This window comes from Marinobacter halophilus, from assembly GCF_003007685.1.
In the GTDB taxonomy this organism is placed as follows: Bacteria; Pseudomonadota; Gammaproteobacteria; order Pseudomonadales; family Oleiphilaceae; genus Marinobacter; species Marinobacter halophilus.
This window is the reverse complement of sequence record NZ_PXNN01000003.1, coordinates 583,872-607,916: the sequence shown is the minus strand read 5'-3', so window position 1 is coordinate 607,916 and position 24,045 is coordinate 583,872. Positions and strand designations below refer to the sequence as shown.

The 24,045-nt window shown below is 57.4% G+C and carries 22 protein-coding genes and 1 rRNA gene; 10 read left to right on the top strand and 13 right to left on the bottom strand.

Annotation, left to right across the window (positions count from 1 at the left end; translation table 11 throughout):
• Positions 1 to 46: 46 nt before the first annotated feature.
• Both C7H08_RS02765 and tyrS read right to left on the bottom strand, forming a co-directional pair.
• Positions 47 to 1,587: ribosomal RNA gene (locus C7H08_RS02765) — 16S ribosomal RNA — on the bottom strand.
• 477 nt (positions 1,588 to 2,064) lie between these two features.
• Positions 2,065 to 3,267 (bottom strand): tyrosine--tRNA ligase, encoded by a 1,203-nt coding sequence (gene tyrS, locus C7H08_RS02760; protein ID WP_106670209.1) that lies wholly within the window; start codon positions 3,265 to 3,267, stop codon positions 2,065 to 2,067.
• A 307-nt stretch (positions 3,268 to 3,574) separates the two neighbouring features.
• Between tyrS and C7H08_RS02755 the strand changes: the two genes are divergently transcribed.
• A complete protein-coding gene (locus tag C7H08_RS02755; RefSeq protein WP_106670208.1) occupies positions 3,575 to 4,960 on the top strand; it encodes a peptidoglycan DD-metalloendopeptidase family protein in 1,386 nt (461 codons plus the stop codon).
• 2 nt (positions 4,961 to 4,962) lie between these two features.
• Positions 4,963 to 6,063 carry an anhydro-N-acetylmuramic acid kinase gene (locus C7H08_RS02750; protein WP_106670207.1) on the top strand — a complete coding sequence of 367 codons (1,101 nt, stop codon included), beginning with the start codon at positions 4,963 to 4,965 and terminating at the stop codon, positions 6,061 to 6,063.
• A gap of 1 nt (position 6,064) precedes the next feature.
• On the opposite strand, the gene erpA is transcribed toward C7H08_RS02750, so the two are convergent.
• The 4 genes from erpA to argC form a co-directional block, all read right to left on the bottom strand.
• Entirely contained in the window at positions 6,065 to 6,397 is a 333-nt protein-coding gene (gene erpA / locus C7H08_RS02745) for an iron-sulfur cluster insertion protein ErpA (protein WP_197072536.1), read from the bottom strand.
• A gap of 82 nt (positions 6,398 to 6,479) precedes the next feature.
• Positions 6,480 to 6,929: a bactofilin family protein gene (locus tag C7H08_RS02740; RefSeq protein WP_106670206.1), complete on the bottom strand. Its 450-nt coding sequence runs from the start codon at positions 6,927 to 6,929 to the stop codon at positions 6,480 to 6,482.
• A 3-nt stretch (positions 6,930 to 6,932) separates the two neighbouring features.
• Positions 6,933 to 7,673: a DUF6776 family protein gene (locus tag C7H08_RS02735; protein ID WP_106670205.1), complete on the bottom strand. Its 741-nt coding sequence runs from the start codon at positions 7,671 to 7,673 to the stop codon at positions 6,933 to 6,935.
• 9 nt (positions 7,674 to 7,682) lie between these two features.
• Complete coding sequence (gene argC / locus C7H08_RS02730; RefSeq protein ID WP_106670204.1) at positions 7,683 to 8,720, bottom strand: N-acetyl-gamma-glutamyl-phosphate reductase; 1,038 nt, start codon at positions 8,718 to 8,720, stop codon at positions 7,683 to 7,685.
• 144 nt (positions 8,721 to 8,864) lie between these two features.
• Between argC and C7H08_RS02725 the strand changes: the two genes are divergently transcribed.
• From C7H08_RS02725 to hemL, 5 genes are read left to right on the top strand one after another with little or no spacing between them, the layout of a single operon-like run.
• Positions 8,865 to 10,640, top strand: coding sequence for a chloride channel protein (locus C7H08_RS02725; RefSeq protein WP_106670203.1), 1,776 nt, complete (start codon positions 8,865 to 8,867; stop codon positions 10,638 to 10,640).
• A 3-nt stretch (positions 10,641 to 10,643) separates the two neighbouring features.
• Positions 10,644 to 11,066 (top strand): protoporphyrinogen oxidase HemJ, encoded by a 423-nt coding sequence (gene hemJ, locus C7H08_RS02720; protein WP_106670202.1) that lies wholly within the window; start codon positions 10,644 to 10,646, stop codon positions 11,064 to 11,066.
• 38 nt (positions 11,067 to 11,104) lie between these two features.
• Positions 11,105 to 11,869: a bifunctional hydroxymethylpyrimidine kinase/phosphomethylpyrimidine kinase gene (gene thiD, locus C7H08_RS02715; RefSeq protein ID WP_106670201.1), complete on the top strand. Its 765-nt coding sequence runs from the start codon at positions 11,105 to 11,107 to the stop codon at positions 11,867 to 11,869.
• A complete protein-coding gene (gene thiE / locus C7H08_RS02710) occupies positions 11,857 to 12,534 on the top strand; it encodes a thiamine phosphate synthase (RefSeq protein WP_106670200.1) in 678 nt (225 codons plus the stop codon). Before thiD ends, thiE begins: the two co-directional genes overlap by 13 nt.
• 2 nt (positions 12,535 to 12,536) lie before the next feature.
• Complete coding sequence (gene hemL, locus C7H08_RS02705) at positions 12,537 to 13,817, top strand: glutamate-1-semialdehyde 2,1-aminomutase (protein WP_106670199.1); 1,281 nt, start codon at positions 12,537 to 12,539, stop codon at positions 13,815 to 13,817.
• 96 nt (positions 13,818 to 13,913) lie between these two features.
• Here hemL and C7H08_RS02700 read toward each other — a convergent pair whose 3' ends face one another.
• From C7H08_RS02700 to C7H08_RS02685, 4 genes are all read right to left on the bottom strand, one after another.
• A complete protein-coding gene (locus C7H08_RS02700; RefSeq protein WP_106670198.1) occupies positions 13,914 to 15,257 on the bottom strand; it encodes a tetratricopeptide repeat protein in 1,344 nt (447 codons plus the stop codon).
• A gap of 85 nt (positions 15,258 to 15,342) precedes the next feature.
• On the bottom strand, positions 15,343 to 15,738 hold the full coding sequence (locus C7H08_RS02695) for a hypothetical protein (RefSeq protein WP_106670197.1): 396 nt from the start codon (positions 15,736 to 15,738) through the stop codon (positions 15,343 to 15,345).
• Positions 15,735 to 16,439: an anti-sigma factor family protein gene (locus C7H08_RS02690; protein ID WP_227663272.1), complete on the bottom strand. Its 705-nt coding sequence runs from the start codon at positions 16,437 to 16,439 to the stop codon at positions 15,735 to 15,737. The genes C7H08_RS02695 and C7H08_RS02690 overlap by 4 nt, the downstream gene beginning before the upstream one ends.
• Positions 16,440 to 16,449: 10 nt before the next feature.
• Positions 16,450 to 17,037 carry an RNA polymerase sigma factor gene (locus C7H08_RS02685; protein WP_106670196.1) on the bottom strand — a complete coding sequence of 196 codons (588 nt, stop codon included), beginning with the start codon at positions 17,035 to 17,037 and terminating at the stop codon, positions 16,450 to 16,452.
• Between the two features lie 211 nt (positions 17,038 to 17,248).
• Between C7H08_RS02685 and C7H08_RS02680 the strand changes: the two genes are divergently transcribed.
• Positions 17,249 to 18,181 (top strand): DUF4382 domain-containing protein, encoded by a 933-nt coding sequence (locus C7H08_RS02680; RefSeq protein ID WP_106670195.1) that lies wholly within the window; start codon positions 17,249 to 17,251, stop codon positions 18,179 to 18,181.
• 42 nt (positions 18,182 to 18,223) lie between these two features.
• Here the strand turns inward: C7H08_RS02680 and C7H08_RS02675 are convergent, their stop codons facing one another.
• Together C7H08_RS02675 and mrcB are read right to left on the bottom strand one after the other, a co-directional pair.
• On the bottom strand, positions 18,224 to 18,805 hold the full coding sequence (locus C7H08_RS02675; RefSeq protein WP_106670194.1) for a tetratricopeptide repeat protein: 582 nt from the start codon (positions 18,803 to 18,805) through the stop codon (positions 18,224 to 18,226).
• The gene (gene mrcB, locus C7H08_RS02670) at positions 18,802 to 21,120 is read right to left on the bottom strand and encodes a penicillin-binding protein 1B (protein ID WP_106670193.1); all 2,319 of its coding nucleotides are present in this window, start codon (positions 21,118 to 21,120) and stop codon (positions 18,802 to 18,804) included. Before mrcB ends, C7H08_RS02675 begins: the two co-directional genes overlap by 4 nt.
• 133 nt (positions 21,121 to 21,253) lie before the next feature.
• Here mrcB and C7H08_RS02665 point away from each other — a divergent pair, with 133 nt between their 5' ends.
• Positions 21,254 to 22,840: a bifunctional aminoglycoside phosphotransferase/ATP-binding protein gene (locus C7H08_RS02665; protein ID WP_106670192.1), complete on the top strand. Its 1,587-nt coding sequence runs from the start codon at positions 21,254 to 21,256 to the stop codon at positions 22,838 to 22,840.
• 43 nt (positions 22,841 to 22,883) lie between these two features.
• Positions 22,884 to 23,252 (top strand): pentapeptide repeat-containing protein, encoded by a 369-nt coding sequence (locus C7H08_RS02660; protein WP_106670191.1) that lies wholly within the window; start codon positions 22,884 to 22,886, stop codon positions 23,250 to 23,252.
• A gap of 8 nt (positions 23,253 to 23,260) precedes the next feature.
• Here the strand turns inward: C7H08_RS02660 and sfsA are convergent, their stop codons facing one another.
• The gene (sfsA, locus tag C7H08_RS02655; RefSeq protein WP_106670190.1) at positions 23,261 to 23,992 is read right to left on the bottom strand and encodes a DNA/RNA nuclease SfsA; all 732 of its coding nucleotides are present in this window, start codon (positions 23,990 to 23,992) and stop codon (positions 23,261 to 23,263) included.
• Between the last annotated feature and the right edge of the window lie 53 nt (positions 23,993 to 24,045).

Sequence of the window (24,045 nt, the reverse complement as noted above, 5' to 3'; positions counted from 1 at the left end):
AACCAAGTAATTCGTGTGGACTCTGACCGAAGCATTCGGCTTCGTTTAAGGAGGTGATCCAGCCGCAGGTTCCCCTACGGCTACCTTGTTACGACTTCACCCCAGTCATGAACCACACCGTGGTAATCGTCCTCCCGAAGGTTAGACTAACTACTTCTGGTGCAATCCACTCCCATGGTGTGACGGGCGGTGTGTACAAGGCCCGGGAACGTATTCACCGCGACATTCTGATTCGCGATTACTAGCGATTCCGACTTCACGCAGTCGAGTTGCAGACTGCGATCCGGACTACGACGTGTTTTAAGGGATTGGCTCACTCTCGCGAGTTGGCAGCCCTCTGTACACGCCATTGTAGCACGTGTGTAGCCCTGGCCGTAAGGGCCATGATGACCTGACGTCATCCCCACCTTCCTCCGGTTTGTCACCGGCAGTCTCCCTGGAGTTCTCAGCATTACCTGTTAGCAACCAGGGATAGGGGTTGCGCTCGTTACGGGACTTAACCCAACATCTCACGACACGAGCTGACGACGGCCATGCAGCACCTGTCTCAGAGTTCCCGAAGGCACCAATCCATCTCTGGAAAGTTCTCTGGATGTCAAGGCCAGGTAAGGTTCTTCGCGTTGCGTCGAATTAAACCACATGCTCCACCGCTTGTGCGGGCCCCCGTCAATTCATTTGAGTTTTAACCTTGCGGCCGTACTCCCCAGGCGGTCAACTTAGTGCGTTAGCTGCGCCACTAAGACTTCAAGAGTCCCAACGGCTAGTTGACATCGTTTACGGCGTGGACTACCAGGGTATCTAATCCTGTTTGCTCCCCACGCTTTCGCACCTCAGTGTCAGTGTTGGTCCAGGTAGCCGCCTTCGCCACTGGTGTTCCTTCCTATATCTACGCATTTCACCGCTACACAGGAAATTCCACTACCCTCTACCACACTCTAGTCTGACAGTTCGAAATGCCGTTCCCAGGTTAAGCCCGGGGCTTTCACATCTCGCTTAGCAAACCACCTACGCGCGCTTTACGCCCAGTAATTCCGATTAACGCTTGCACCCTCCGTATTACCGCGGCTGCTGGCACGGAGTTAGCCGGTGCTTCTTCTGCGAGTAACGTCAATCCTCCAGAGTATTAGTCTGAAAGCCTTCCTCCTCGCTGAAAGTGCTTTACAACCCGAAAGCCTTCTTCACACACGCGGCATGGCTGGATCAGGGTTGCCCCCATTGTCCAATATTCCCCACTGCTGCCTCCCGTAGGAGTTCGGGCCGTGTCTCAGTCCCGATGTGGCTGATCATCCTCTCAGACCAGCTACGGATCGTTGCCTTGGTAGGCCTTTACCCTACCAACTAGCTAATCCGACTTAGGCTCATCCAATAGCGCAAGGTCCGAAGATCCCCTGCTTTCCCCCGTAGGGCGTATGCGGTATTAATCCGGGTTTCCCCGGGCTATCCCCCACTACTGGGCAGATTCCTAAGCATTACTCACCCGTCCGCCGCTCGACGCCTGGGAGCAAGCTCCCATCGTTTCCGCTCGACTTGCATGTGTTAAGCCTGCCGCCAGCGTTCAATCTGAGCCATGATCAAACTCTTCAGTTTAAATCATACAAGAATCCGAAGATCCTTTAATCTTGCTCAAGACAAAACTCAATGTTCGACGAGTCACTGTCCTGATATTTCATATCCGAAATACCTCGGCCAGCGCCCACACGAATTACTTGGTTAACTTGTTAAAGAGCGTTTGAGCCGTGGCTCAATCAAGGTGGCGTATTCTACATCGTTCCGCGACCTTGTCAACCGTTTATTTTTCGCTGCTTCCGACTCCGGAAACGGCCGAAAAACTCATCGGCGTACTGCTTAATCGAGGTGCGCATTCTACACTGAACCGCCACCTTGTCAACCGCTTTCTCGAAGAATTTTAAAACCGTTTTCTTCAAACCTTTCAAGCAGTTATCGCTTCAGTTCCGAGCCGTTTCAGCGGCCTGTCCCTCAAGCGAGATGCGCATTCTACAGACCTCAGCTTGGGTGTCAACGGTCAATCTGAAAAAACTTCAGATTGACCAAAAATGTCGCCGGTCAGCCGACGATCACCACCCTGGCGATCTTCTTCTTACCTGCCTGAATCACGCAGTCGTCACCCTTAACAAACTTACGCTCGCCTTCAAACTGCCTGCCATCTATATAGACGGCACCACGCCCGAGCACATCCCTCGCCGCAGCGCCATTCTTTACCAGACCCGCCAGGCGCAAAACAGCTGCCATCGGAATATCCGCCTGCCCTTCCAATGACACCTCAATCATGGGCACATTTTCCGGAATCTCGCCAAGCGCAACACGATTGCCCGCAGACTTGTGCGCCGTCTTGGCCGCTTCCTCATCATGGAACCGCGTGATCAGTTCTTCTGCCAACAACTTTTTAAACGCTTGAGGATTAGCGCCCGACTGCACCTCGGCACGGAACGCGTCAACTTCGGCCATTGGCCGGAAGCTGAGCAACTCAAAGTAACGCCACAGTAGTTCGTCAGGCATGGAAAGCAACTTGGTATACATTTCCCCCGGTGAGTCACTGACGCCAACATAGTTGCCCAGAGACTTGGACATCTTCTGCACGCCATCCAGACCTTCTAATATGGGCACGGTGATAATGGCCTGCGGCGATTGGCCGTAGTGCTTCTGGAGAATCCGACCCATCAGCAGGTTGAACTTCTGATCGGTGCCCCCGAGTTCAACGTCAGCCTCAAGCGCCACAGAGTCATAACCTTGAATAAGAGGGTAGAGAAACTCGTGAATGGCAATGGGCTGCTCTGCCCGATAGCGCTTGGTGAAGTCATCTCGCTCCAACATTCGGGCAACGGTGTACTGGCCAGCGAGCTGAATCATGTCTGCAGCCCCCATCTTGCCCATCCACTCTGAATTGAATACAACCCGGGTCTTGGCAGGATCCAGAATTTTGAACACCTGCTCTTTATAAGTAGTGGCGTTCTTGCGTACCTGATCTTCGGTAAGAGGCGGCCGGGTAGCGCTCTTACCCGTCGGATCACCAATCATCCCGGTGAAATCACCGATCAGGAAGATCACTTCGTGGCCCAGATCCTGAAACTGGCGCAGCTTGTTAATGAGAACAGTGTGACCAAGGTGCAAATCAGGCGCGGTCGGATCAAAACCAGCCTTGATTCGAAGTGGCCGACCTTCTTTAAGCTTTGCGATCAAATCCTCTTCAGGAATCAGTTCGTCAATGCCGCGCTTGATGACGGCCAACGCCTCCTCAATTGATGTCATGAACCTCTATTCCCCAGTTTTGATTTGGTGTCCGGGCTGAACAGTTACAGACTTCTACAAAACAAATCTGTGATTAACCGCCACCCTTGGTAAAGTATGGATGCTCAGTTTTCGATCAATAAGAGCATAAATGGACCGGCATTATACCAGCGGGACGTCGTTTTGTACGACCTCAGGCCCCGCTGACCGTAATGTTCGATACTGTCCTGACAATGTCATATACGGTAATCTGTTGGTCTATACGTGAATTGGCGCTTTAATTGGCCAGTACAAATGGCCGAAATACCGACACAAATGGGTGTACAACGTGTTTAAAACTTTCCCCAAAACACACATTACTTTGGCGGCAGCGGCAACGGTTGTTGTAAGTGCAGCCGTGCTTATGAGCCCAAGCGCTGACGTTGAAGCCAAACGCATGTCTTACACCATTGATCTTGAACAGGGACTGGTATCAGGCGCGCCCCTGGCTGGTGTAAGTTCTGCTAAAGAACTGGACGCGTCAACCGCGACTCGCGTTGAAGGTGATAAGCAATCACCGCCTGAAATGCTTACCAAAGCAGAAAACACATCAGGCACTCCCGAAATTGACTGGCATGAATTCCGCATCAAATCCGGCGACACCTTGTCGTCCCTGTTCCGAAATGCGGGATTCAACGATGGCGTGATGCTGACTGTCATCCACGGAGCAGGGGAAGCAACAAAACTCCAGCGATTGTACGCAGGTGAGGACATTCGCTTCGGTATTGATAGTGAAGGTCAATTGGCCGCAGTCGAACTGCAACGCAGCCGACTTGAAGCCCTCAAGATCTCCAGGACCGAGGACGGGTTTGTTGGCAAAACAGAAGTCCGGAAACCCGAACCTCGTCCAGCCTTTGCTAGAGGTGTGATTGACGGGTCTCTTTATGTTGCAGCCAGGGACGCAGGACTGAACGATCGGTTGACCATGGAACTGGCGGGTATTTTTGGCTGGGATATCGACTTTGTTTACGACGTCCGAAAAGGCGACAGCTTTGAGGTCGTTTACGAAGAATTGTACCTGGACGGCGAAAAGTTCGACACCGGCCGAATTCTTTCAGCTCGTTTCATCAATCGGGGCAATGAAAACATCGCCCTGCTGTATACCGATACTGATGGCGACAGCGACTACTACACGCCGGAAGGCACAAGTATGCGCAAAGCCTTTCTGAGAGTACCTATCAATGCCCGGCTATCATCGCCCTTCAATCTTCAGCGCCGGCATCCGGTTCTAAATGTGGTTCGGCCCCACGAAGGCACTGATTATGCAGCAGCTCCGGGCACCCCAATCAAAGCCGCCGGCACTGGCCGAGTCCAGTTTGCTGGCTGGAAAGGCGGGTACGGTCGTACCGTGATCCTGCAACACGGCGACAACATCACGACTCTTTACGCTCATATGAGCCGACTGGGCAAAGGCATTAAAAATGGCTCCCGGGTAAAGCAGGGTGACACAATTGGCCATGTTGGCTCTTCCGGCATGGTCACCGGTCCGCATCTTCACTATGAATTCCGGGTCAATGGCGTCGCCAAAAACTCCCGCACAGTAAAGCTTCCGGATGCCAAACCGGTTCCGGGCACAGAGATCGCCAGATTCAGGCATCTTACAGATCAAAGACTCGCGCAATTCGATGTGTTCCGCGAGGGTGGCCGCCAACTGGCCCTGGCCTCGGATAACTGATCGTGAGCTACTGGCTTGGCCTGATGTCAGGCACCAGCATGGACGCAGTGGATGCTGTGCTGGTGTCTCTCAATGATACAAGCCTGACGATCAAGGACACCTTCTCCCTGCCCTACCCCGAACAGCTCAGGCAAAGGCTCCTGCTGGCTACCCGAAACCAGGCCGATGCCGACGAGCTCGGAGAGCTTGACACCTTGACAGGTCAACATTTCGGAAGGTCGGCTACTGAGCTGATCAACCGTTCCGGCCTTGCCCGAGAGCAGATTCAGGGTGTCGGCAGTCACGGCCAGACCATCCGGCACCAACCCACCGGACCAGCGCCATTTTCAATGCAGATTGGCAATGCCGCCTGTATTGCCGAAACAACGGGGCTCACCACCGTTACCGACTTTCGCAGCCGGGATCTGGCCGCCGGAGGCCAAGGAGCGCCCTTAGTACCCGCCTTTCATCAATGGTTATTTGGCTCTCACGAGCAGGATCGTTGCATTCTGAATCTGGGCGGCATTGCCAACATCACCTGGCTACCTGCCGCTGGCCGCAAGCCGGTCGTCGGTTTTGATACTGGCCCCGCCAACGCACTACTTGATGCCTGGTGTCTTGACCAGACCGGTCGTCACTTTGATGACAATGGGCTCCTGGCCAACGAAGGCGCCGCTCATCCGGAACTGCTGGCAAGCATGCTCTCAGACGCCTACTTCAGCAAAACGCCACCAAAAAGTACGGGGAAAGAACGGTTCAATCTTGACTGGATTCACACCCATTTGCAGCGCTTTGCTGAGCTGCCACCCGCTGATATTCAGAGAACCCTGCTACAACTGACCGTCATCACGATTCTCAGACAGATGCCTCAGGAATCTGCAAACATGACAGTCTACGCGTGTGGAGGAGGAACGTTTAATTCGCTGCTGATGAATGAGCTAAGAGTAGGCTTGGGATCAGTAGCTTTGTCCACCACCGCAGAGCTGGGACTGGATCCACAATGGGTTGAGCCAGTGGCGTTTGCCTGGCTCGCCAGACAAACACTGAAAGGCTTGCCCGGCAATTTGCCCGAAGTAACCGGCGCCGAAGGACCAAGGGTGTTGGGTGCGATTTACCCGGCCTGAGTCAGATCGAGAATGAGCTGCCGCACCCGCAGGTGGAGCTGGCATTCGGGTTCTGAACCACAAACTGGGAACCCTGGAGCCCTTCCTGATAATCAATTGTGGCACCCACAAGGTACTGATAGCTCATCGGGTCTACCAGCAGTTTCACACCATCGCGCTCAACGACGGTATCATCCTCTTCCTGACTCTCATCAAAAGAAAAACCATACTGGAATCCGGAGCAGCCTCCGCCTGTCACAAAGACACGCAGCCTGAGATCGGGGTTCTCTTCCTCCTCGATCAATTCGCGCACTTTGGCGACGGCACTGTCACTAAAAAACAGCGGTACGGCCATTTGTTGCTGAACTACACTCAAGATATGCCTCCGGAAAATAAAGCGCTTGAGAGATTATGGTATTCCCGACTATTCCAGTCAACTATTCGGATTTACCCTCATCCTCGGACGCCTGATTTTCCTCGAGGCCAGATGACTTATCGTGAGTCAGCAAGCCACTGGATTCGTCCTGGCGTACCAGATTGCCATTGACAGAAGCCCCCATGGCCATTTCAATCAGTCGGTAGTAAACACTGCCATTAATCGCCGCCTTTTCAGCCAGTTCCAGGTGACCGGAGGCGCGCACATCACCGTTTACCTTGCCGTTGACAATGACGTGAGGCGCCGTAATGTCACCGGTTATCTCCCCGACTTCGGAAAGGCGGATAACCGCATCGCTGCCATCTTCCGCCAGCACCCGGCCCTTGATCTTGCCGTCCACGTGCAAGCCACCCGAGAAATGCACATCACCCTCGATGGTGGTGCGGGACGAAATCAAGGTATCGAAATGCCCTGTCGAGGGACGCGGTTTCCGTTTTTTCTTTCCCAGCATGTCTCAGCTCTCCGTTAACTTTGTCCAATCGAATGTTCGCTCCGCCTTGGAGGCATTGCTACCTTGGGCCTGTGCGACAACCTGAATTTCAAGAGGTTCAAAGTCGCCCGGAAGAACCAACGTACCTTCCACATCCTGGAAGTACCTGAACCGGAACCTGACCCCCAGATCTTCAATATCTTCTGACAGATCGCGCAGTGCGATTACTTCTCTCTCGCCGCCCAGAGTTCCGATTACATTGATCGCAACCTGGCCGGTAATGAAACTGTTGTTATTGCCGACCTGAGTCAGCACCATTTTAAAGCGATATGTGCTGTCACCCCTGGCCGCTACCAGCATAAAGCTGTCTACCTGAAGCCCCTTGCTGGTCTCAGAAGGCGCCATGATATTCCGATAGAACGTTAGATCCGCTTCAAGCTCGGCAATACGAGTTTCAAGCCCGACGATGGTGTTGCGCGCTTCGCGCATGGCCTGTTCGTCAATCGCTCGCCCACGTTCCAGATTGACCAATTGTTGCCGGGCCTTGCGGAACTGATCCTGCAGCGCATCGACATCCTGAGCCAACACCTCATTGGTGGCTTCTGCTGACGAAAACCGGAAACCGCCCTGGGCTAGACCGGCTGCGTAGCCGGCCACGGCCGCAACCACGGTGAACACCAACAGAATCAGGGTACGGCGCAGGCGATAACCGGGCCGATGACGGATAACCACATATTCGTCCGCAGGCTTGCGAATGTCGCTCACGATTGATCCTCAGGGCAGCAGAGCCGGAGCCTTCAGACCCAGCGTTTCATCAAGACCGAACATGATGTTCATGTTCTGAATCGCCTGACCAGCTGCGCCTTTGACCAGGTTATCAATCACCGAGGATACGATCACAATATTGCTCTGCTCTTGCCGGTGCAGAGCCATCCGGCACTGGTTAGCGCCACGGACACTCCGGGTTTCCGGGTGGCTGCCGAACGGCATAACATCCACAAACGGCTCGTTTCGATAACGGTCTTCGTAGAGCGTTTGCAACCGCTCAAAGTCAGCAGGGTCTGACAGCTCGGCATAAAGCGTGGCTTCAATTCCGCGAATCATCGGCACCAGATGCGGCACGAAGGTCACACCAACGGCTTTACCGGCAGCTTGGCTAAGGCCCTGACGAATCTCCGGCAGGTGTCGGTGGCCAGAGGCCCCGTAAGCCTTGAAGCTCTCGCCCACTTCACCGTGCAGCATCCCGATGCTGCCCTGGCGACCGGCACCGCTGGCACCGGATTTGGCGTCCGCAATCAGACGCGCGGGATCGACCAGGCCGTGCTCGAGCAAAGGCAGAAAGCCAAGCTGAACGGCGGTTGGGTAACAGCCGGGATTAGCCACCAACTGAGCCTCGCGGATCTCGTCACGAACCACCTCTGGCAAGCCGTAAACCGCTTTTTCAGCCCACTTCGGAGTTTCGTGTGGCATACCGTACCAGTGGCTCCAGACATCCAGATCTTTAAGCCGGAAGTCCGCAGACAGATCAACTACCCGAACGCCGGCCTTCATTAATTCTGGCACCATGCGCATGGCGACACCGTGGGGAGTCGCGAAAAATACCAGATCACATTGAGACAACACGGCAGTGTCTGGCTCGGAGAAGGCCAGGTCAAAATGACCTCGCAGGTTGGGGTACATATCAGCCACCGGCATACCGGCTTCTGAACGAGAGGTGATGCATTTCACCTCGACGTCAGGATGCACTGACAGCAGTCTCAACAGCTCAACACCCGTGTATCCGGTACCCCCAACGATGCCTATCTTGATCACTCTAATCTCCAGCGTGGTCTGGTCAGAATTTCGAGCTAGTCTACCATGATAATCCAAGGACTTATTGCAGCCTGCAGGTGCACGGTTACAATGTTGTCAGAAACCTTCTGAAGGACCAGCCACCCGAACCGGAACCTCGCGCTAATGCGTAATTTCAGGCGACAGATTACTGAACAGCTGACCGCCGTTTTCCGGAGGAGACTGTCCGGAGTGGACGCCCTGCCGCAGCTTGCCGTTCTTGGCTTGCTGTCCGGCGTGGTCACCGGGGCCGTGATTCTGCTGTTTCGATTCGCGATCGAGTGGCCTCTGGAGCATTTCCTGCCAGGTGCGGGTTCAGAAAGCTTTGAGGAACTGGACATTCTCACCCGTGGCCTTTTACCCCTGGCGGGCGCACTAGGCCTTGGTCTGCTGTTGCACAGGCTGGCCATCCACGACCGGAAGGTCGGCATCGTCCACATCATGGAGCGCCTGAATTACCATCAGGGCTACATCTCATTCAAAAGCGCCGTGGTGCAATTTGTCGCCGGAGTCACCACCGTCGTATCCGGTCAGTCTGCAGGCCGGGAAGGCCCTGCCGTGCACCTGGGCGCGGCGTTTTCCAGCCTGATGGGGCAATGGATGCGACTGCCCAACAACAGCATCAGAACCCTGGTAGCCTGTGGCTGCGCGGCGGCCATTTCGGCCTCCTTCAACACCCCGATTGCCGGCGTCATTTTTGCCATGGAAGTGGTGATGATGGAGTACACCATTGCTGGCTTCACCCCGATCATTCTGGCGGCGGTCAGCGCCGCCATTATTACCCAGTTGATGTACGGCTCAGAACCGGCCTTCAGTGTGCCGGCCCTGACCATGAACTCACTGGCGGAAATTCCCTGGATACTGGCCATCGCCGTGATCATCGGTATTGCCGCCGCGGCCTTCATTCATCTGGTTGACAGCATGGGCCGGCACCATCACCGGCCGGTGTTGTTACGACTCACCATTGCCGGCTTGCTGATGGTACCCTTTGCCATCGTGGTTCCGGAAACCATGGGCATCGGTTACGACACCGTTAGCGATGCCATTAACGGCGAACTTGGCTTCTGGCTTTTGCTGGGTGTGGGCGTAGCCAAGCTGTTGATTACCGGACTCTCTATCGGTCTGGGCATGCCCAGCGGGGTGATCGGCCCGACCATCTTTATGGGGGCAACCCTTGGCGGCGCCATGGGGCTGATTGGTGCCCAAATTTTCCCGGAGCAAGCGTCATCCGTGGGTTTTTACGCCATGCTCGGCATGGGGGCGATGATGGGGGCGGTTCTGCAGGCCCCCCTGGCGGCACTGATGGCCTTGATGGAACTTACCCGGAATCCGAACATCATTCTGCCCGGCATGCTGATTATCACCACCTCCAGCCTGGTGACGAGCGAAGCCTTTGGCAAAAAATCGCTGTTCCTGACAGTGCTCAAGAATCAGGGCCTGAGCTACCAGAGCTCACCGGTCATCCAGGCACTGCGCCGGGTATCGGTGGGCGCGATCATGGATCGGAGCATTCTGCGAACCGAGCGCGAGCTTACTCCGGAGGAAGCCCGCAAGGCTCTCAAGTCGGAGCCCAAATGGCTACTGGTAGACGGCAGCAACGGGCCCACCGCTCTGTTGCCGGCAGTCGATCTGGCCCGCTTTCTGGAGGACAGCGCCAAGCAGGTGGCCGAAGAGGGTATCGACGCACCGGAAACCGTTGATCTGATGGACATCCCTGCCAACCGGCGGGATGTCGCCCCGGTCCAATACCAGGCCACTCTCGAGGAGGCCCTGAACGCGTTCGACAGCTCCCAGGCTGAGGCTTTATACGTACAACGTCATGTGGCCCCGATGATCCAGCGGGTTTATGGTGTGGTACTTAAATCTGACATCGAAAGTTATTACCAATACCGACGGAGCTGACGGATGCTGTGGGTCAAAGCCTTCCATATAATTTCACTGGTGTGCTGGTTTGCCGGCATTTTCTATCTGCCAAGACTGTTTGTGTATCATGCCGCCTGTGAGGATCAACCCGGGCGGGAACGTTTCAAGGTCATGGAGCGCAAACTCTACCGGGGCATCACCACCCCTTCGATGATTGCCACGGTGATCTTCGGCGTCTGGCTGATCAGTTATAATGTGTCCGGCTATTTCAGCATGGGCTGGATGCACGCCAAGCTGGCACTGGTAGCGATACTGATTGTTTACCATTTCTATTGCGGTCATCTGGTGAAAGTGTTCCGTGATGACAGAAACACCCGCAGCCACGTCTTTTACCGCTGGTTCAACGAGTTGCCGGTGTTGGTCCTGCTGGCCGTGGTGATTCTGGCTGTTGTAAAACCTTTCTGAGGAGGCGCATCATCAAAAGCTACACCCGTCCCCAAGTACTGGTACTGTCAGGTCTTGACCCCTCCGGCGGAGCCGGTATCCAGGCCGATATTCAGGCGATAACTTCGCTTGGTGGGCATCCCCTGCCGGTGCTCACCTGCCTCACTGTGCAGGACACCGGCAATGTTTACGGCGCCGAGGTTGTCAATCCCGACCTGATCCGTCAACAACTGCAATGTCTGGCCAAGGACGTACCGATACACGCCATCAAGACCGGCGCTTTGGGAAACGCAGCGGTGGTGGACGTGCTGGTGGAATTTCTCAACTCCCGGTCAGACCTGCCGTTGATTGTTGACCCGGTGATCAAGGCCGCCGGCGGCGGCGATCTGGCTGATGACGCCCTGGTGCAGGCGATGAAACAGAAACTGTTTCCGAGAGCCGAAATGATTACGCCCAATGGCATTGAGCTGGCTCAGCTTGGTACCAGCGACGATCCTGACCAAGCCGCACAGAACCTGCTGGACGGCGGCTGTGTGTCGGTGCTGGCCACCGGCGGGCATGGCAACGGCGTTCATATCATCAATACCCTGTACAACCATTCCCCCGAGCCCATGCACTGGGAAGTCGAGCGTGTCGGCCTGAACGAATACCACGGTACCGGTTGCACACTGGCTGCCGCCATCGCCACGGGGCGAGCCAGTGGTCTTTCGCCAAGAGCGGCGATTTCCCAGGCCCAGAACTATGTTCATCGCACGCTGCTGCACGCCTTGACGGTCGGCAAAGGCCAACGGGTACCAGACCGGGGCATTATGTGGGAACGATAATTCAGACATTCTCACCCGGGCTGTATGCCATTACTGACAATCGACTGACCCCACCCGACCGGCTTATAGCCTCGGTCGAGGCGGCTTTGCAGGGTGGCGCCGTGCTGGTGCAGTACAGAGACAAAGCCTCAACGGCGGTCGACCGGTTGAACCAGGCCAGCGCTCTGAACAGTCTTTGCCGAAATGCCGGGGTGCCGTTGCTGATCAACGACGACCCGGAACTCGCCAAACGAGTGGGTGCAGCGGGCGTGCACCTTGGCCAGGATGATTGCACGTTGGCGGGCGCCAGAGCTTTGCTCGGGCCAGATGCCATTATTGGTATCACCTGCCATCACCGCCTGGACCTCGCCGAAACCGCAAAGGCGAATGGCGCCGACTATCTGGCGTTTGGCCGTTTCTACACCTCGACCACCAAGCCTGGCGCGCCAGCCGCCGATACTAACGTTCTGACCGACGCAAAAGAGCTGGCACTGCCAGTCACCGCCATTGGCGGCATCACCCTCGACAACGGCGAACCACTGATCCGGGCGGGTGCCGACCTGTTGGCCGTGGTGGGCGGATTGTTCGGGGGCACGCCTGATGAGATCGAACACAAGGCCAGAATGTTTACCCGACTATTTGCGACCCACCATCCGCTTGCACACTTTCCAACTGACAGGAGCTAACCGTGACTCACTCTGAAACGCTATTTGAAGAGGCCCAGAAATACATCCCCGGCGGCGTCAATTCCCCGGTGCGGGCATTCCGAGGTGTCGGCGGCACTCCGGTGTTTTTCAATCATGCCGAAGGCGCCCATCTTTATGACGAAGACGGCCGCCGCTACATCGACTTCATCGGGTCGTGGGGACCAATGATTCTGGGGCATTCAGACCCTCGCATCAAAGCCGCTCTGCACGCTCAGGTAGATCTGGGTATTGGCTACGGCGCACCCACCGCCCTTGAAACCGAGATGGCGAAAAAAGTGTGCGAACTGGTACCGTCCATTGAACTGGTACGCATGGTCAACTCCGGCACCGAAGCCACCATGAGCGCCATCCGCCTGGCTCGCGGCTACACCGGCCGAGACAAGATCGTGAAGTTTGAAGGCTGCTATCACGGCCACGTGGATTCGCTGCTGGTCAAGGCCGGCTCCGGCGCTCTGACGCTGGGCGTGCCCAACTCCCCGGGGATTCCGGCCAGCCTGGCCGAACACACTATTACCCTGACCTACAACGATATCGATAATGTTCGAGAAACCTTTAGAGAGATCGGCGACCAGGTGGCCGCGATTATCGTTGAACCCGTAGCCGGCAACATGAACTGCATTCCGCCGGTGCCCGGTTTTCTCGAGTGTCTGCGGGAAGAGTGTGATGATCACGGCACGGTTCTTATTTTTGACGAAGTGATGACCGGTTTCCGGGTGTCATTGGGCGGTGCCCAGGGGCTGTTCGGGGTAACTCCGGACCTGACCGCTCTGGGCAAGGTCATTGGCGGCGGCCTGCCAGTTGGCGCATTCGGCGGCAAGCGGGCCATCATGGAGCACATTTCGCCACTGGGCCCGGTGTATCAGGCCGGTACTCTGAGTGGCAACCCGCTGGCGATGACCGCGGGCCTGACTACCCTGAACGCTATCTCCGAGCCCGGGTTCCACGATCGGCTGACAGAGAAAACCAACAAGGTACGGGATGGCCTGAAGGCGGCGGCGGATGAGGTCGGTATCCCGTTGGCGGTGCAGTCAGCGGGTGCCATGTTCGGCTTTTTCTTCACCAGCGAGTCGTCCGTGACCCGTTTTGACCAGGTCATGGCCTGCGATGTGGAACGCTTCAAGAAGTTCTTCCAGGGCATGTTGAAGGAGGGTGTTTATCTGGCTCCATCTGCCTTTGAGGCCGGCTTTACCAGCGCCGCGCTTTCGGATGAAGACATCGAACATACCATTACCGCCGCGCGCAAAGTAATGGCGACACTGTAAAACCCGCGTTTGCTCCACACCGGCTCGTGAACATCGGGCCGGTTTTTTTCACCCCACCCACCAGAGCAATATCCGTACAGCTGTCCGCGCACTTCGTCAGAACTCGCCTTCAAGCGATACCGTGTAGCTGTACCGTTGGTAATCGTTGCGGTCAATCCGGCTGTCCTGATCCGAGAACCACCATTGATTGCGAACCAGCCACTGGCTATTGAGGTAAAACTCGGCCGTCAGCCCGAATTCGACACGAACATCCTCTCGTCGTCGTTTCACTAACTCATTTTCATGTAGCCATTGATGAGGCTGGTCATAACGAGCCTGCCGGAGTTCTGCGTCAACCCCAATCGACAAGTCTGAGCGCACCAGATAGCGTGCCTCAACACCCACCTCGTGCAGGGTCGGCGAAAGGCTGACAAAATACGTCTCCTGCCTGAAATTGTCCCGGTCATTGCTTTGCCAGCTATAGAAAGCCTCCATCACAAGGCTGCCGAAGGCCCATTCTCCGCGCACCTCAAACTGGTACCACTGGCCATCGTAGGCGGCGTACCCCGGACCACCCTCAATCTGCTCTACCGCAAGTGCCGCAGAACACGCCTGCAGCCACCCGAGCCAGGAACATCCCTCAGACCAGGCAAACACCGTCAGTCCGAATCGGGTTTCAAGCTCATTATCTGACAACCAGGCTCTGGAGGCGCCAGCCCGAGCACCGAATTCCACTTGATCGTAGGTACGGATGCCTGCCACTCGACTCTGCAAGACCGAGGTGTCGTAACGACGGCTTCGAACATAATCCTGACTGTATAAAACGCCGTCCCAAACTATTCGCCAATCGGGGCTGAACGTTCGGCTCAGTGTGCCGGCGGCGACAAGCTCAGCAAACAGGCTGCCACGATTGGAAGGCGAATCGTCCGGCACGCCGGCCATGTTGCTGTCATAGCCGGCGCCGGCTGAAAGGTAACCCTGAGTAGCAGTGCGGGAGTTCTGAAGTGGTCGGGTGTGGGTGCGTTCGAGCTCTGTCAGCTGGCGCTGAGCCAGCTCGCGCAGGGTGTCCGGGGCCTCTGGCCGCGCCGTCTGGCGAAACCATTTTACCGCCTCCTCCTCCCGGCCATCGGCCAGTGCGACCAGGCCAAGATTATACTGCGCAAGCGACTTGTGGGGGCCATCCAACATCGTCGAGAAGCGCACCTCGGCGGCCCGGTAATCACCAGCCTTGAAGCAGGCAACCGCCAGGTTGTAATGCAGGGCCGCGGTATCAACGCCGAACTTCAGGGCTACTTCAAAATGCGCTCGTGCGGCTTGATAATCGCCTTGGCGGAACTGGTCAATACCGGCTGACATAGCCTGCTGACCAGTCACTGCAGGTTCTTCTGCGACGGCAGTGCCGGCCAGGGTCAGGATGAACAGCCCCAGAGAAAGCCCCGACAGAGTAAACAATCTGAACAACGAAATACCTCAGGTTCGAGAGTAGCCGACGTGACCGGGCGGAGCCCGACAAGACAGAACCTAGGAGGTTAACACAGGCGACAATTTATGGCCGTGACGATTGTGGGGGCAATTCGGGTTTTCGGTCACGGGCGGCCTCTGGCAGGCCGTCGATGCCGAATTCCGGCTTTTCTCCACGCGCATCCCGAGCTCGTTCAGACGCCGACTGACCAAATTCCCGACCACGCTCCCGCGCATTAAGGGAACGCTCCCGGCCTGGCGCTTCAGCCGCCTTGCCGGCATTTCCGTCAGGGGCCAGTGCGGGCAGGTCTGGCAAGCGAATTTCACGGGTCACCGCGCCGGTAAGGTCTTCAGTATCTTCAACCATTCGCATGGTCACGTCCAGATCACTGGCTGCTGCCGTCGGCGTTAGCGCCATCCACAGAAGAACTGGCAGCAGCCCGCCCGACAGACTCGCTCGACAAAGTTCATAAAGGCTCATGTTGCAGGCTCCTCAGGGTTAGTCCTGCCCTTAATGGCTGCAGGTACCGGAGCACCCGGGTGCTCCGGTACCACGGCACGAAACACCTTCTGGCGCCCATTGGCATCAAGCTCGGCAATCAGTTCACCCGTGCCCGGGAACAGAATGGTCAGCGGCAGTGCCAACACATTATCGCCCTGATCCAGGCTAACCTGCCAACTCACCTTATGCTGGCCGGGCAGGCCAGAGAGTTCCACATGGGGCGGCAAGCCCAACGTCAGGGTCACGTTATCCAGCGGTTCACCGGCGGTAAACGCCAATCGCACGGTGCGGTTGACCGGTTGAATAGCAGGGCCGGAGGAGAGTTCCGCAAGTACCGAATTCTCCGCCAATCCGGGCTCGACCTCTGGCCCTTGCATCCCCTGTCCGATAACCAGGCCAAGCACCAGAGCAGCAGCAACCGCACCACCCCAGACCATATGCACTTTTTTCGGGGAGGCATTCTCGGTCGCGGCGCTCAGAACCCGACGTTCAAAACCTGGAGAAGGTGCCGGCACGAGATAGCGGGAGGCCATTTCGTTCATCAGTGACCGCTCAAATTCCTCGTGTTTGCAGCACGACTCGCATTGTTTCAAATGCATCTGCGCAGCCTGCAACTCTTCAGAAGGTAGCTGATCCCTGACGTACTCAGGTAACTGTGATCGGATTTGCCGACAGGACATAGTCATCACCTCAATGCTCCAGACGCCCGGAATCCGCTGCCGGTTCCACGCTTTCCTGCAGATATTTCCGCAAAGTGGCCCGGCTACGGTGCAGGCGGGATTTCACCGTGCCAATAGGCACTGCCAACACTTGGGCAACATCTTCCTGGCGCCAGCCAGCCACGTCATGCAGTAACAACAGAGTGCGCTGGTCCGGAGAAAGTCGCTCCAAGGCACGGTCCAGCAGCGGGCCAAGACGATTTCGGCTCAGCTCCAGCTCGGGCGAAAGCTCTTCTGACGCCAGCGAATCCAACCAATCGGACTGACTTTCCGCGTCCATCATATCACTGGCGGGGCGGTCAGCCTGGCGGCCCTTTTTCCTTACAGAGTCAATAAACTGGCGGTATAAAACCCGATTGAGCCAAGGCCGAAGCTGCGATACAGACTCCAGTTCAACAAGCTTGGGATACAGTTTGACCACCACATCTTGCACCAGATCTTCGGCATCCTGACTGTTCCCGGTCAAGCGGTAAGCAAAGGCATGAAGCGCCTTCAGGTGCGGCTGCACCAGACGTTGAAAACGCTTTTGCGCGGATGAACGGAACGGAAGGATCGCCAAGAAACTGCCTGATTGCGGTTTTCAGAAGCCAGCAGTCTATATCAGCGGCGCCAGCCATGCACTCAATCGCCCCGACGTGTCGCAAGAGTGTGATGCCTTCGTGGATGATTGTTAATCCAACGACTGGAACCCTGAACAATGCCCGTGCGTGGAGTATCCACTGGCGATAGCAACGCCGGACACACACTGGAAACTAAGACCTGGAGATTTTATGAAGCGTTCCACCAAGGTATTCACTGTCTCCGCTCTGGCCGCCGCTCTGGCCGCCTGTGGCGGCGATGGCAGCTCTTCCGGAGCAACCGGCACCGTCTCCATGGGCCTGACCGATGCTCCGACCATGGACCTGAGCAGTGTTAATATTGCATTCAACGCAATTCGTCTGAAACCGGCGAACGGCGATTGGCTCGAGTTCAGCCTCGAAGAAACCGGTACGGTTGATCTGTTAACGCTGCAGGGTGGCGTCACCGAGCCACTGATCAGCAATGAAGAAGTACCCGCTGGAGAATACAACGAAATGCGTTTGATTGTTGATACCGGGGCATCCTGGGTAACCCGGGAATCGGAAGGCGATGCACGCTATACCCTCGGCGTGCCGTCCGGCGAGCAAAGCGGCCTGAAACTCAAAGGGGGCTTTATTGTGGCCGCCGACACCAGCCAGAGCTTTACCATTGACTTCGATGTCCGAAAATCCATCGTTAACCCACAAGGCCAGGCGCTTGGCGACTACATGCTCAAGCCGGTGCTCAGGCTGGTGAACAACCTTGAGGTTGGTCAGCTTGAGGGTGAAGTCGATTATGCCCAGATCAATTCGCTCCGGTCGCAAAGCGTCGAGCTGGCCGCGTGCAGCGAGAATTACGCTGGTGCCGTCTACGTCTTTGCAGGAGCCGATGTCGAACCAATTGATCTGAACGTGGAACGCGATGGCCTCAATCCGCTGATGGTGGTGCCGGTTCAAGCGCAGGAAGACGGCAGCCTTTCCGACTGGACTGCCGCATTCCTGACCGAGGGCGTCTACACCGTCAGCTACAGCTGTCAGCTGGATGACAATCAGGCCAATGACGCCATCGAATTTGAAGGCACACAAACTCTGGAAGTTGTCGCCGGCGAAAGCACCGTGGCCGCCCCCATCCCCCTGCAGCTATAATCGTGCTGCACTGAGGCGAGGGCCAGGGACGGCCCTTGCTACTTACAACGCCCGGGCCCTGGTCTCAGCCTGATCCGCCCCGGCGACATTGCCGCGGGCTCTGCGAATGTCCGCCAGCAACAACCAGCCTGAGCGCTGCATCCTCGAATCGTTACCAGCCAGCGACAGGCCTTTGAGTGTGAACTGCTCCGCCGCGCCCAGATTGCCTCCCTCCACGTACGCTTCCGCGAGCTTGAAATACACTTCCGCCGACCGGGGCGCAATACGCTGAGCTCGCTCGAGCCGGGCAATCGCGCCGGCGGAATCGCCCTGTCTGAGGCGCTGATCCGCATCACGGATCAGACTGACGGCGGCAGCGGGTAATTCATCTCCGGATTCACGGTAACTGGGTGAACGGGTAGCCGGGGCCTCTGGCTCGCGGATATCAGGCTGCTCACTCTTGCGCCAAACCGGAGGTTCGGCGTCTTGCTCCGGCTCCGAGGTTCTGGGAGGCTCCGGCGCTCGGGTCCGTTCTTCAGCCCCTCTCGGCACATAGATGGAGCCGCCGCCGGGGGCTGTTGCGCAACCCGCCAGCGCCAACATCAAAGCCAGGCAGCCGGCACGGGAAATCACTGTTTTATTCATCTGAACAATCCTTCAAACCAACTGCGTATTTGCCGGCCAAACTGCCCTTCACAATCCATGCGCTGCCGAGGTTCACTGCCAGTAATGAACGGCACCAGCCGAGCACCTGGACAGCCTTCCCCGGTCAGAACCTGTTCTTGGACATTGACCCAGTGATACTGCACGCCGTCAGGCATGACCGGAGAAAACCCGTGCTGCGGGAGCTGCGCCATCATCGCAGACCACACCGGCAGTGCGCCAGAGGCACCGGTCAATGCGGTCGGACCATTATCATCGCGGCCGACCCAGGCCACCGCCAGCAGGTCACCACTGAAACCAGCAAACCACGCGTCCCGGCCTTGATCCGTAGTGCCGGTCTTGCCGGCCAGGCTCAACCGTTGCGGCAACAGGTTATAGGCGGAACGGGCCGTGCCCTCCTGCATGGTCTCCTGCATGGCGTACTGCACGAGATGCACAGCAGCCGGATCGGCCACCCGGTCCACCTTGAGGCTGTAGCGTGATAACGGCGCATTGTCGGCATCGGTGACCTCCCGAATGGTGCGCAGAGGAGTGTTGAAACCAGAGGTCGCCAGTCCCTGGTAGAGCTGGGCGACCTCTGCTGGCGTTAACGATAAAGCCCCCAGCAGCATGGACGGGTAATCCGAAATCGGGGTGGTCACGCCAAAGGCCCTCAGCACTTGCTGCACCTGTGGAATACCGACGTCCAGACCCACACGCACCGCCGGCAGGTTATAGGAGCGTGACAGAGCCAGGTGCAAAGGCACGTCGCCGCGCTCCTTGCTATCGAAATTCTTCGGCTGCCATAACCGGCCGTCATCAAACTCAAGCGTGAATGCCCGGTCCTGCACCGGCGTAATCAGCGTGTACCGGTCAGCCTGCTCCAGCGCCGCCAGATAGGTGAACGGTTTGATCAGTGAGCCAATGGGGCGACTGGCATCCACGGCACGGTTGAACCCGGCAAACTCGGGGTCTTTACCACCGACCAGTGCCAGCACCTCGCCCGTGTCTTTGGCGGTCACCACCAACGCCGCCTCCAGCGCATCCCGGGCATTGCCGCGAGCCAGTCTCGGTAAGGTATCGCGAATGGCTGTTTCTGCCGCATTCTGAACGGCGGGGTCCAGCGTGGTAAAAATCCTCAGGCCCTCACTCTGCAAATCTTGCTGTCGGTAATCCCGGGCCAGATGGCGGCGGACCAGGTCAATGTAGGCCGGATAACGATTGTCGGTATACGACGGCCGGCTGCTCACCCCCAGAGGCCGGGCGATCGCTTGGGCTGACTCTTCAGCGCTGATCAACCCTGCTTCCGCCATCTCAGACAGCACCAGATCGCGCCGGGTCTTGGCCCGCTCCGGCTGCCGTCGGGGGTTGTAGTAACTGGGGCCTTTGACCATGCCGATCAGCAAAGCCAGCTGATGCACATCCAGATCTTTCAACGGCTCACCAAAGAAAAACTGGCTGGCCAGACCAAAACCATTGATGCTGCGATTGCCTGCCTGGCCCAGATAAACCTCGTTCAGATAGGTTTCCAGAATGTCGTCTTTTTCATAATGCCATTCCAACAATACCGACATCAGGGCCTCATTGCCCTTGCGCGCCAAGGTCTGGTCGCGGGTCAGGAAGAAATTTTTGACCAGTTGCTGGGTCAGTGTGCTGCCGCCCTGGACAATGTGACCGGCCTTGAGATTGACCAGCATCGCCCGGGCAATCGACAGCGGCGCAACGCCGAAATGCTCATAGAACTGACGATCTTCAATCACCATCAGCCCCTTTGGCAGCAACTCCGGCACCTCTTCCAGCCGGACCAGTACCCGGTCTTCCCGGTGCGACGGGTAGATTCCACCAATCTGCGCGGGCTCCAGCCGGACAATCGGCGAATCCGGCCCGGCCAGCACCGAAAACGACTGCACCCGATCCCCCGACACCACCAGCGAAAGCCGGCGCCTCGGCTCTTCGCCATCCGGGAAACGGAAACCCCGGGCACTGATCACAAAGCGCCCGCCGTTTCGCTGATAGGTGCCTACCCGAACGCCATCCCCGGCACGGTACCCCGCCAGCGCCAGCTCGCGAGCCAGACCTGATGCACTGATACTGGCGCCGTCATAGAGTTCCAGTGGCCGGGCATAAACTCTGGATGGCACCTCGAAACGACGGCCTTCAAATCGAGAAGTAACGACAGCATCGAGATACACCATCCAGCCGGCCAGAAGCACCAGACCAACAGCGCCAGCGCGGAACAGAAAACGCCAGAACCCTGCGCGCTTGCGCCGAAGTTGAGGTTTCGAGGATTTTTTACGGGGGGAACGGGCTTTGCTCATGGCCGGAGTATAACGAAGCCGGCGGTGGCTTCGGCAGACCTGTTGTGTGTTATTTCTGTAATCTGCCGTTATAGTAGGCTTACTGAAGACAGACTGATGCAAATCAACAAGTTCAGAGAACCCAGGAGACATTGTGAGCGCGCACGCACCGGACACACTGATAAAGGCACTGCAGAACCCGGACTTATACGATCACCCGGTGCAAAGCTTCCAGGTGATCGAGACCCACATTTCCCAGGTCATTCTGACCGGCGACTACGCCTACAAAATCAAAAAACCCATGGACTTCGGGTTTCTCGATTTCTCCACTCTGGAGCGCCGCAAACGCTTCTGCGAGGACGAACTCCGGCTCAACAGCCGGCTGGCGGCAGATCTGTACCAGGAAGTATTGCCAATTACCGGCACGCCAGAGCAGCCCCGGATTGGCGGCGAGGGAGAAGCCTTTGAGTACGCCATCCGCATGCGCCAGTTCGACCAGGCGCAGCTGTTTGACCGGCGCCAGGAGCGCGGCGATCTGCCCGCCGACATGCTCACCAGCCTGGCCCGCCAGGTGGCTCTGTTCCATGACAGCTTGCCACCGGTCGCAGACGATAAACCGCTGGGCACGCCGGAAGCCGTGTTCGCGGCCATGCAGGAAAACTTTGACCAGATTCGCCCGCTACTGGATGACAAAGAGCTGCTGACCCAGCTCGACGCCCAGCAAGATTGGACCAAAACCACCTTTGAGCGCCACCGGGAACTGATTGCTGCCCGCCACGCCAACGGCCTGGTACGGGAATGCCACGGTGACTTGCACCTTGCCAACATCACCGTGTTTAACGACCAGGTAACGGTGTTCGATTGCATTGAGTTCAACGAGCCCTTCCGCTGGATTGACGTGATCAACGACCTGGCGTTCCTGCTGATGGATCTGGAATCCCGCCGCGAGCCGGTACTGGCCAACCTGGTCTTGAACAGCTACCTGGAATATCGGGGCGATTTCGAGGCGCTGGCACTGTTGCCACTGTACAAGGCCTACCGGGCCATGGTTCGCGCCAAGATTGCCCTGTTTACCATGGGCAACCCCAGCCTGAACGATGACGAGCGCGCCGGGCTGATGCAGCGGTACCGGGATTACGCCCAACTGGCCGAAGACTACAGCGCCATTCCGAACTGCTTCTTGCTGGCGACAACGGGCCTGTCCGCCAGCGGCAAAACCTGTGTCAGCGCCGCCATGGCGGGCGAGCTGAACCTGATCCGCCTGCGCTCTGATGTTGAGCGCAAACGTTTGCACGGGCTTGGGCCCCTGGACGACAGCAAATCCGGTCTTGGCGCCGACCTCTACAGCCCGGAAGTAACCGAAAAGACTTACCAACACCTCGCCAACCTGGCGCGGGATCTGTTGGCGTCCGGGCTCTCGGTGATTGTCGACGCAGCCTGCCTGAAAGAAAGCGAGCGCACCCAGTTTGCCGAGGTCGCCGAAGCTCAAGGTATGCCGTTTGCCCTGCTGCATTGCGAAGCGCCTGAACCGCTGAGGCGGGACTGGATTCGCAAACGCAAAGGCGATGCTTCAGAAGCAACCGAAGCGCTGCTGGACGCCCAGCAAAGCTGGTTCGAACCGTTGACGCTGGAAGAGAAAACCCACACGGTTCATTTGCATACCGAGCAGGAACACGTGGCAGAAGCCATGGCTGACCGTATTCGGCAGCACTTTGGCATGATGCCCCGCCAGGGTGACTAAACTGACCACGACACGCTTGGCTGTTGACCCTTCGAGGTGCGAGATGGACGAATTTCAGGATCACGAACTGCATCATATTGACCACCCGCTCTACGAAATACTGCGGAGTGAGGATATCAAGACGTTCAATGCGGAAAAGGCAAAGCTGAGTGAACTGCCCAGCTTTGCTCATGGCGATTTCCGGGGGCTTGATATGCGCGGCATGGACGCCAAAGGACTGGATTTCCGCCACGCCTATTTCCGGGGCTCGGACCTGCGCGGCATCGATTTCTCCAAATCCAGAGTGGAAGGGGCGAGCATTGCCAGCGCCAAGATTTCCGGCTGCTACTTCCCGCATCGGCTGGAGGCCGATGAAATCGTCATGTCACTGAATCACGGCACCCGCATGCGCTACGCGCTTTTGCCCAAATAGGCCGGAGATCAGGGTTCGAGGTTGACCGGAACCGCTTCGGTGAGCTCCAGCCGGCCACCGGGGTTGCCATCCGGCCCGGCCAGGGCTGCACGATAGGCCAGCACCTCCACGCCGGCGGCCCGGGCCTGGCGCAACAACTGGCCATAACGGACATCAATGTGATCCGCCGGGCGCACCTGCTCAATACCAGTGTGATTGACCACAAAGAGCAGCACCGCCCGATCGCCTTGGGCTACCTGAGCCATCAACTCCCGCAAGTGCTTCTGCCCCCGCTCGGTCACCGCATCCGGAAAATAACCCTGGCCGCCCTCTGCCAGAGTCACGTTCTTGACCTCTACCCAGGCATCCGGCCGCTCGGGGTGGCCACTCAACAGTAAGTCAATCCTGCTTTTCTCTACCCCGTAACGAACCTCACTGCGGCAATTGGTGTAACCCGTCAACTCGGCGACCACGCCGGCCTCAATGGCATGGCGTGCCTGATGATTCGGGCGTGCAGTATTCACGCAGGCGACCACCCCCGGCGCCGTTTCCACCAGCTCCCAGGTGTACTTCAGTTTGCGCTTGGGGTTATCACTCTGGCTCAGCCAGACCCGGGCGTTATCCGGCTGGCAGCCGAGCATGGATCCGGTGTTCGGGCAATGGGCCGTCACTTCCTGGCCATCGGGCAGGCGCACGTCCGCAAGGAAGCGTTTATAACGACGAATTAATCGTCCTTCGAGCAACGGCTCAGAGTACTTCATGGCATCTCCGCTAAAAGTCGTGATCACAAGGCTGGCCAGCCCGGTACTTATCT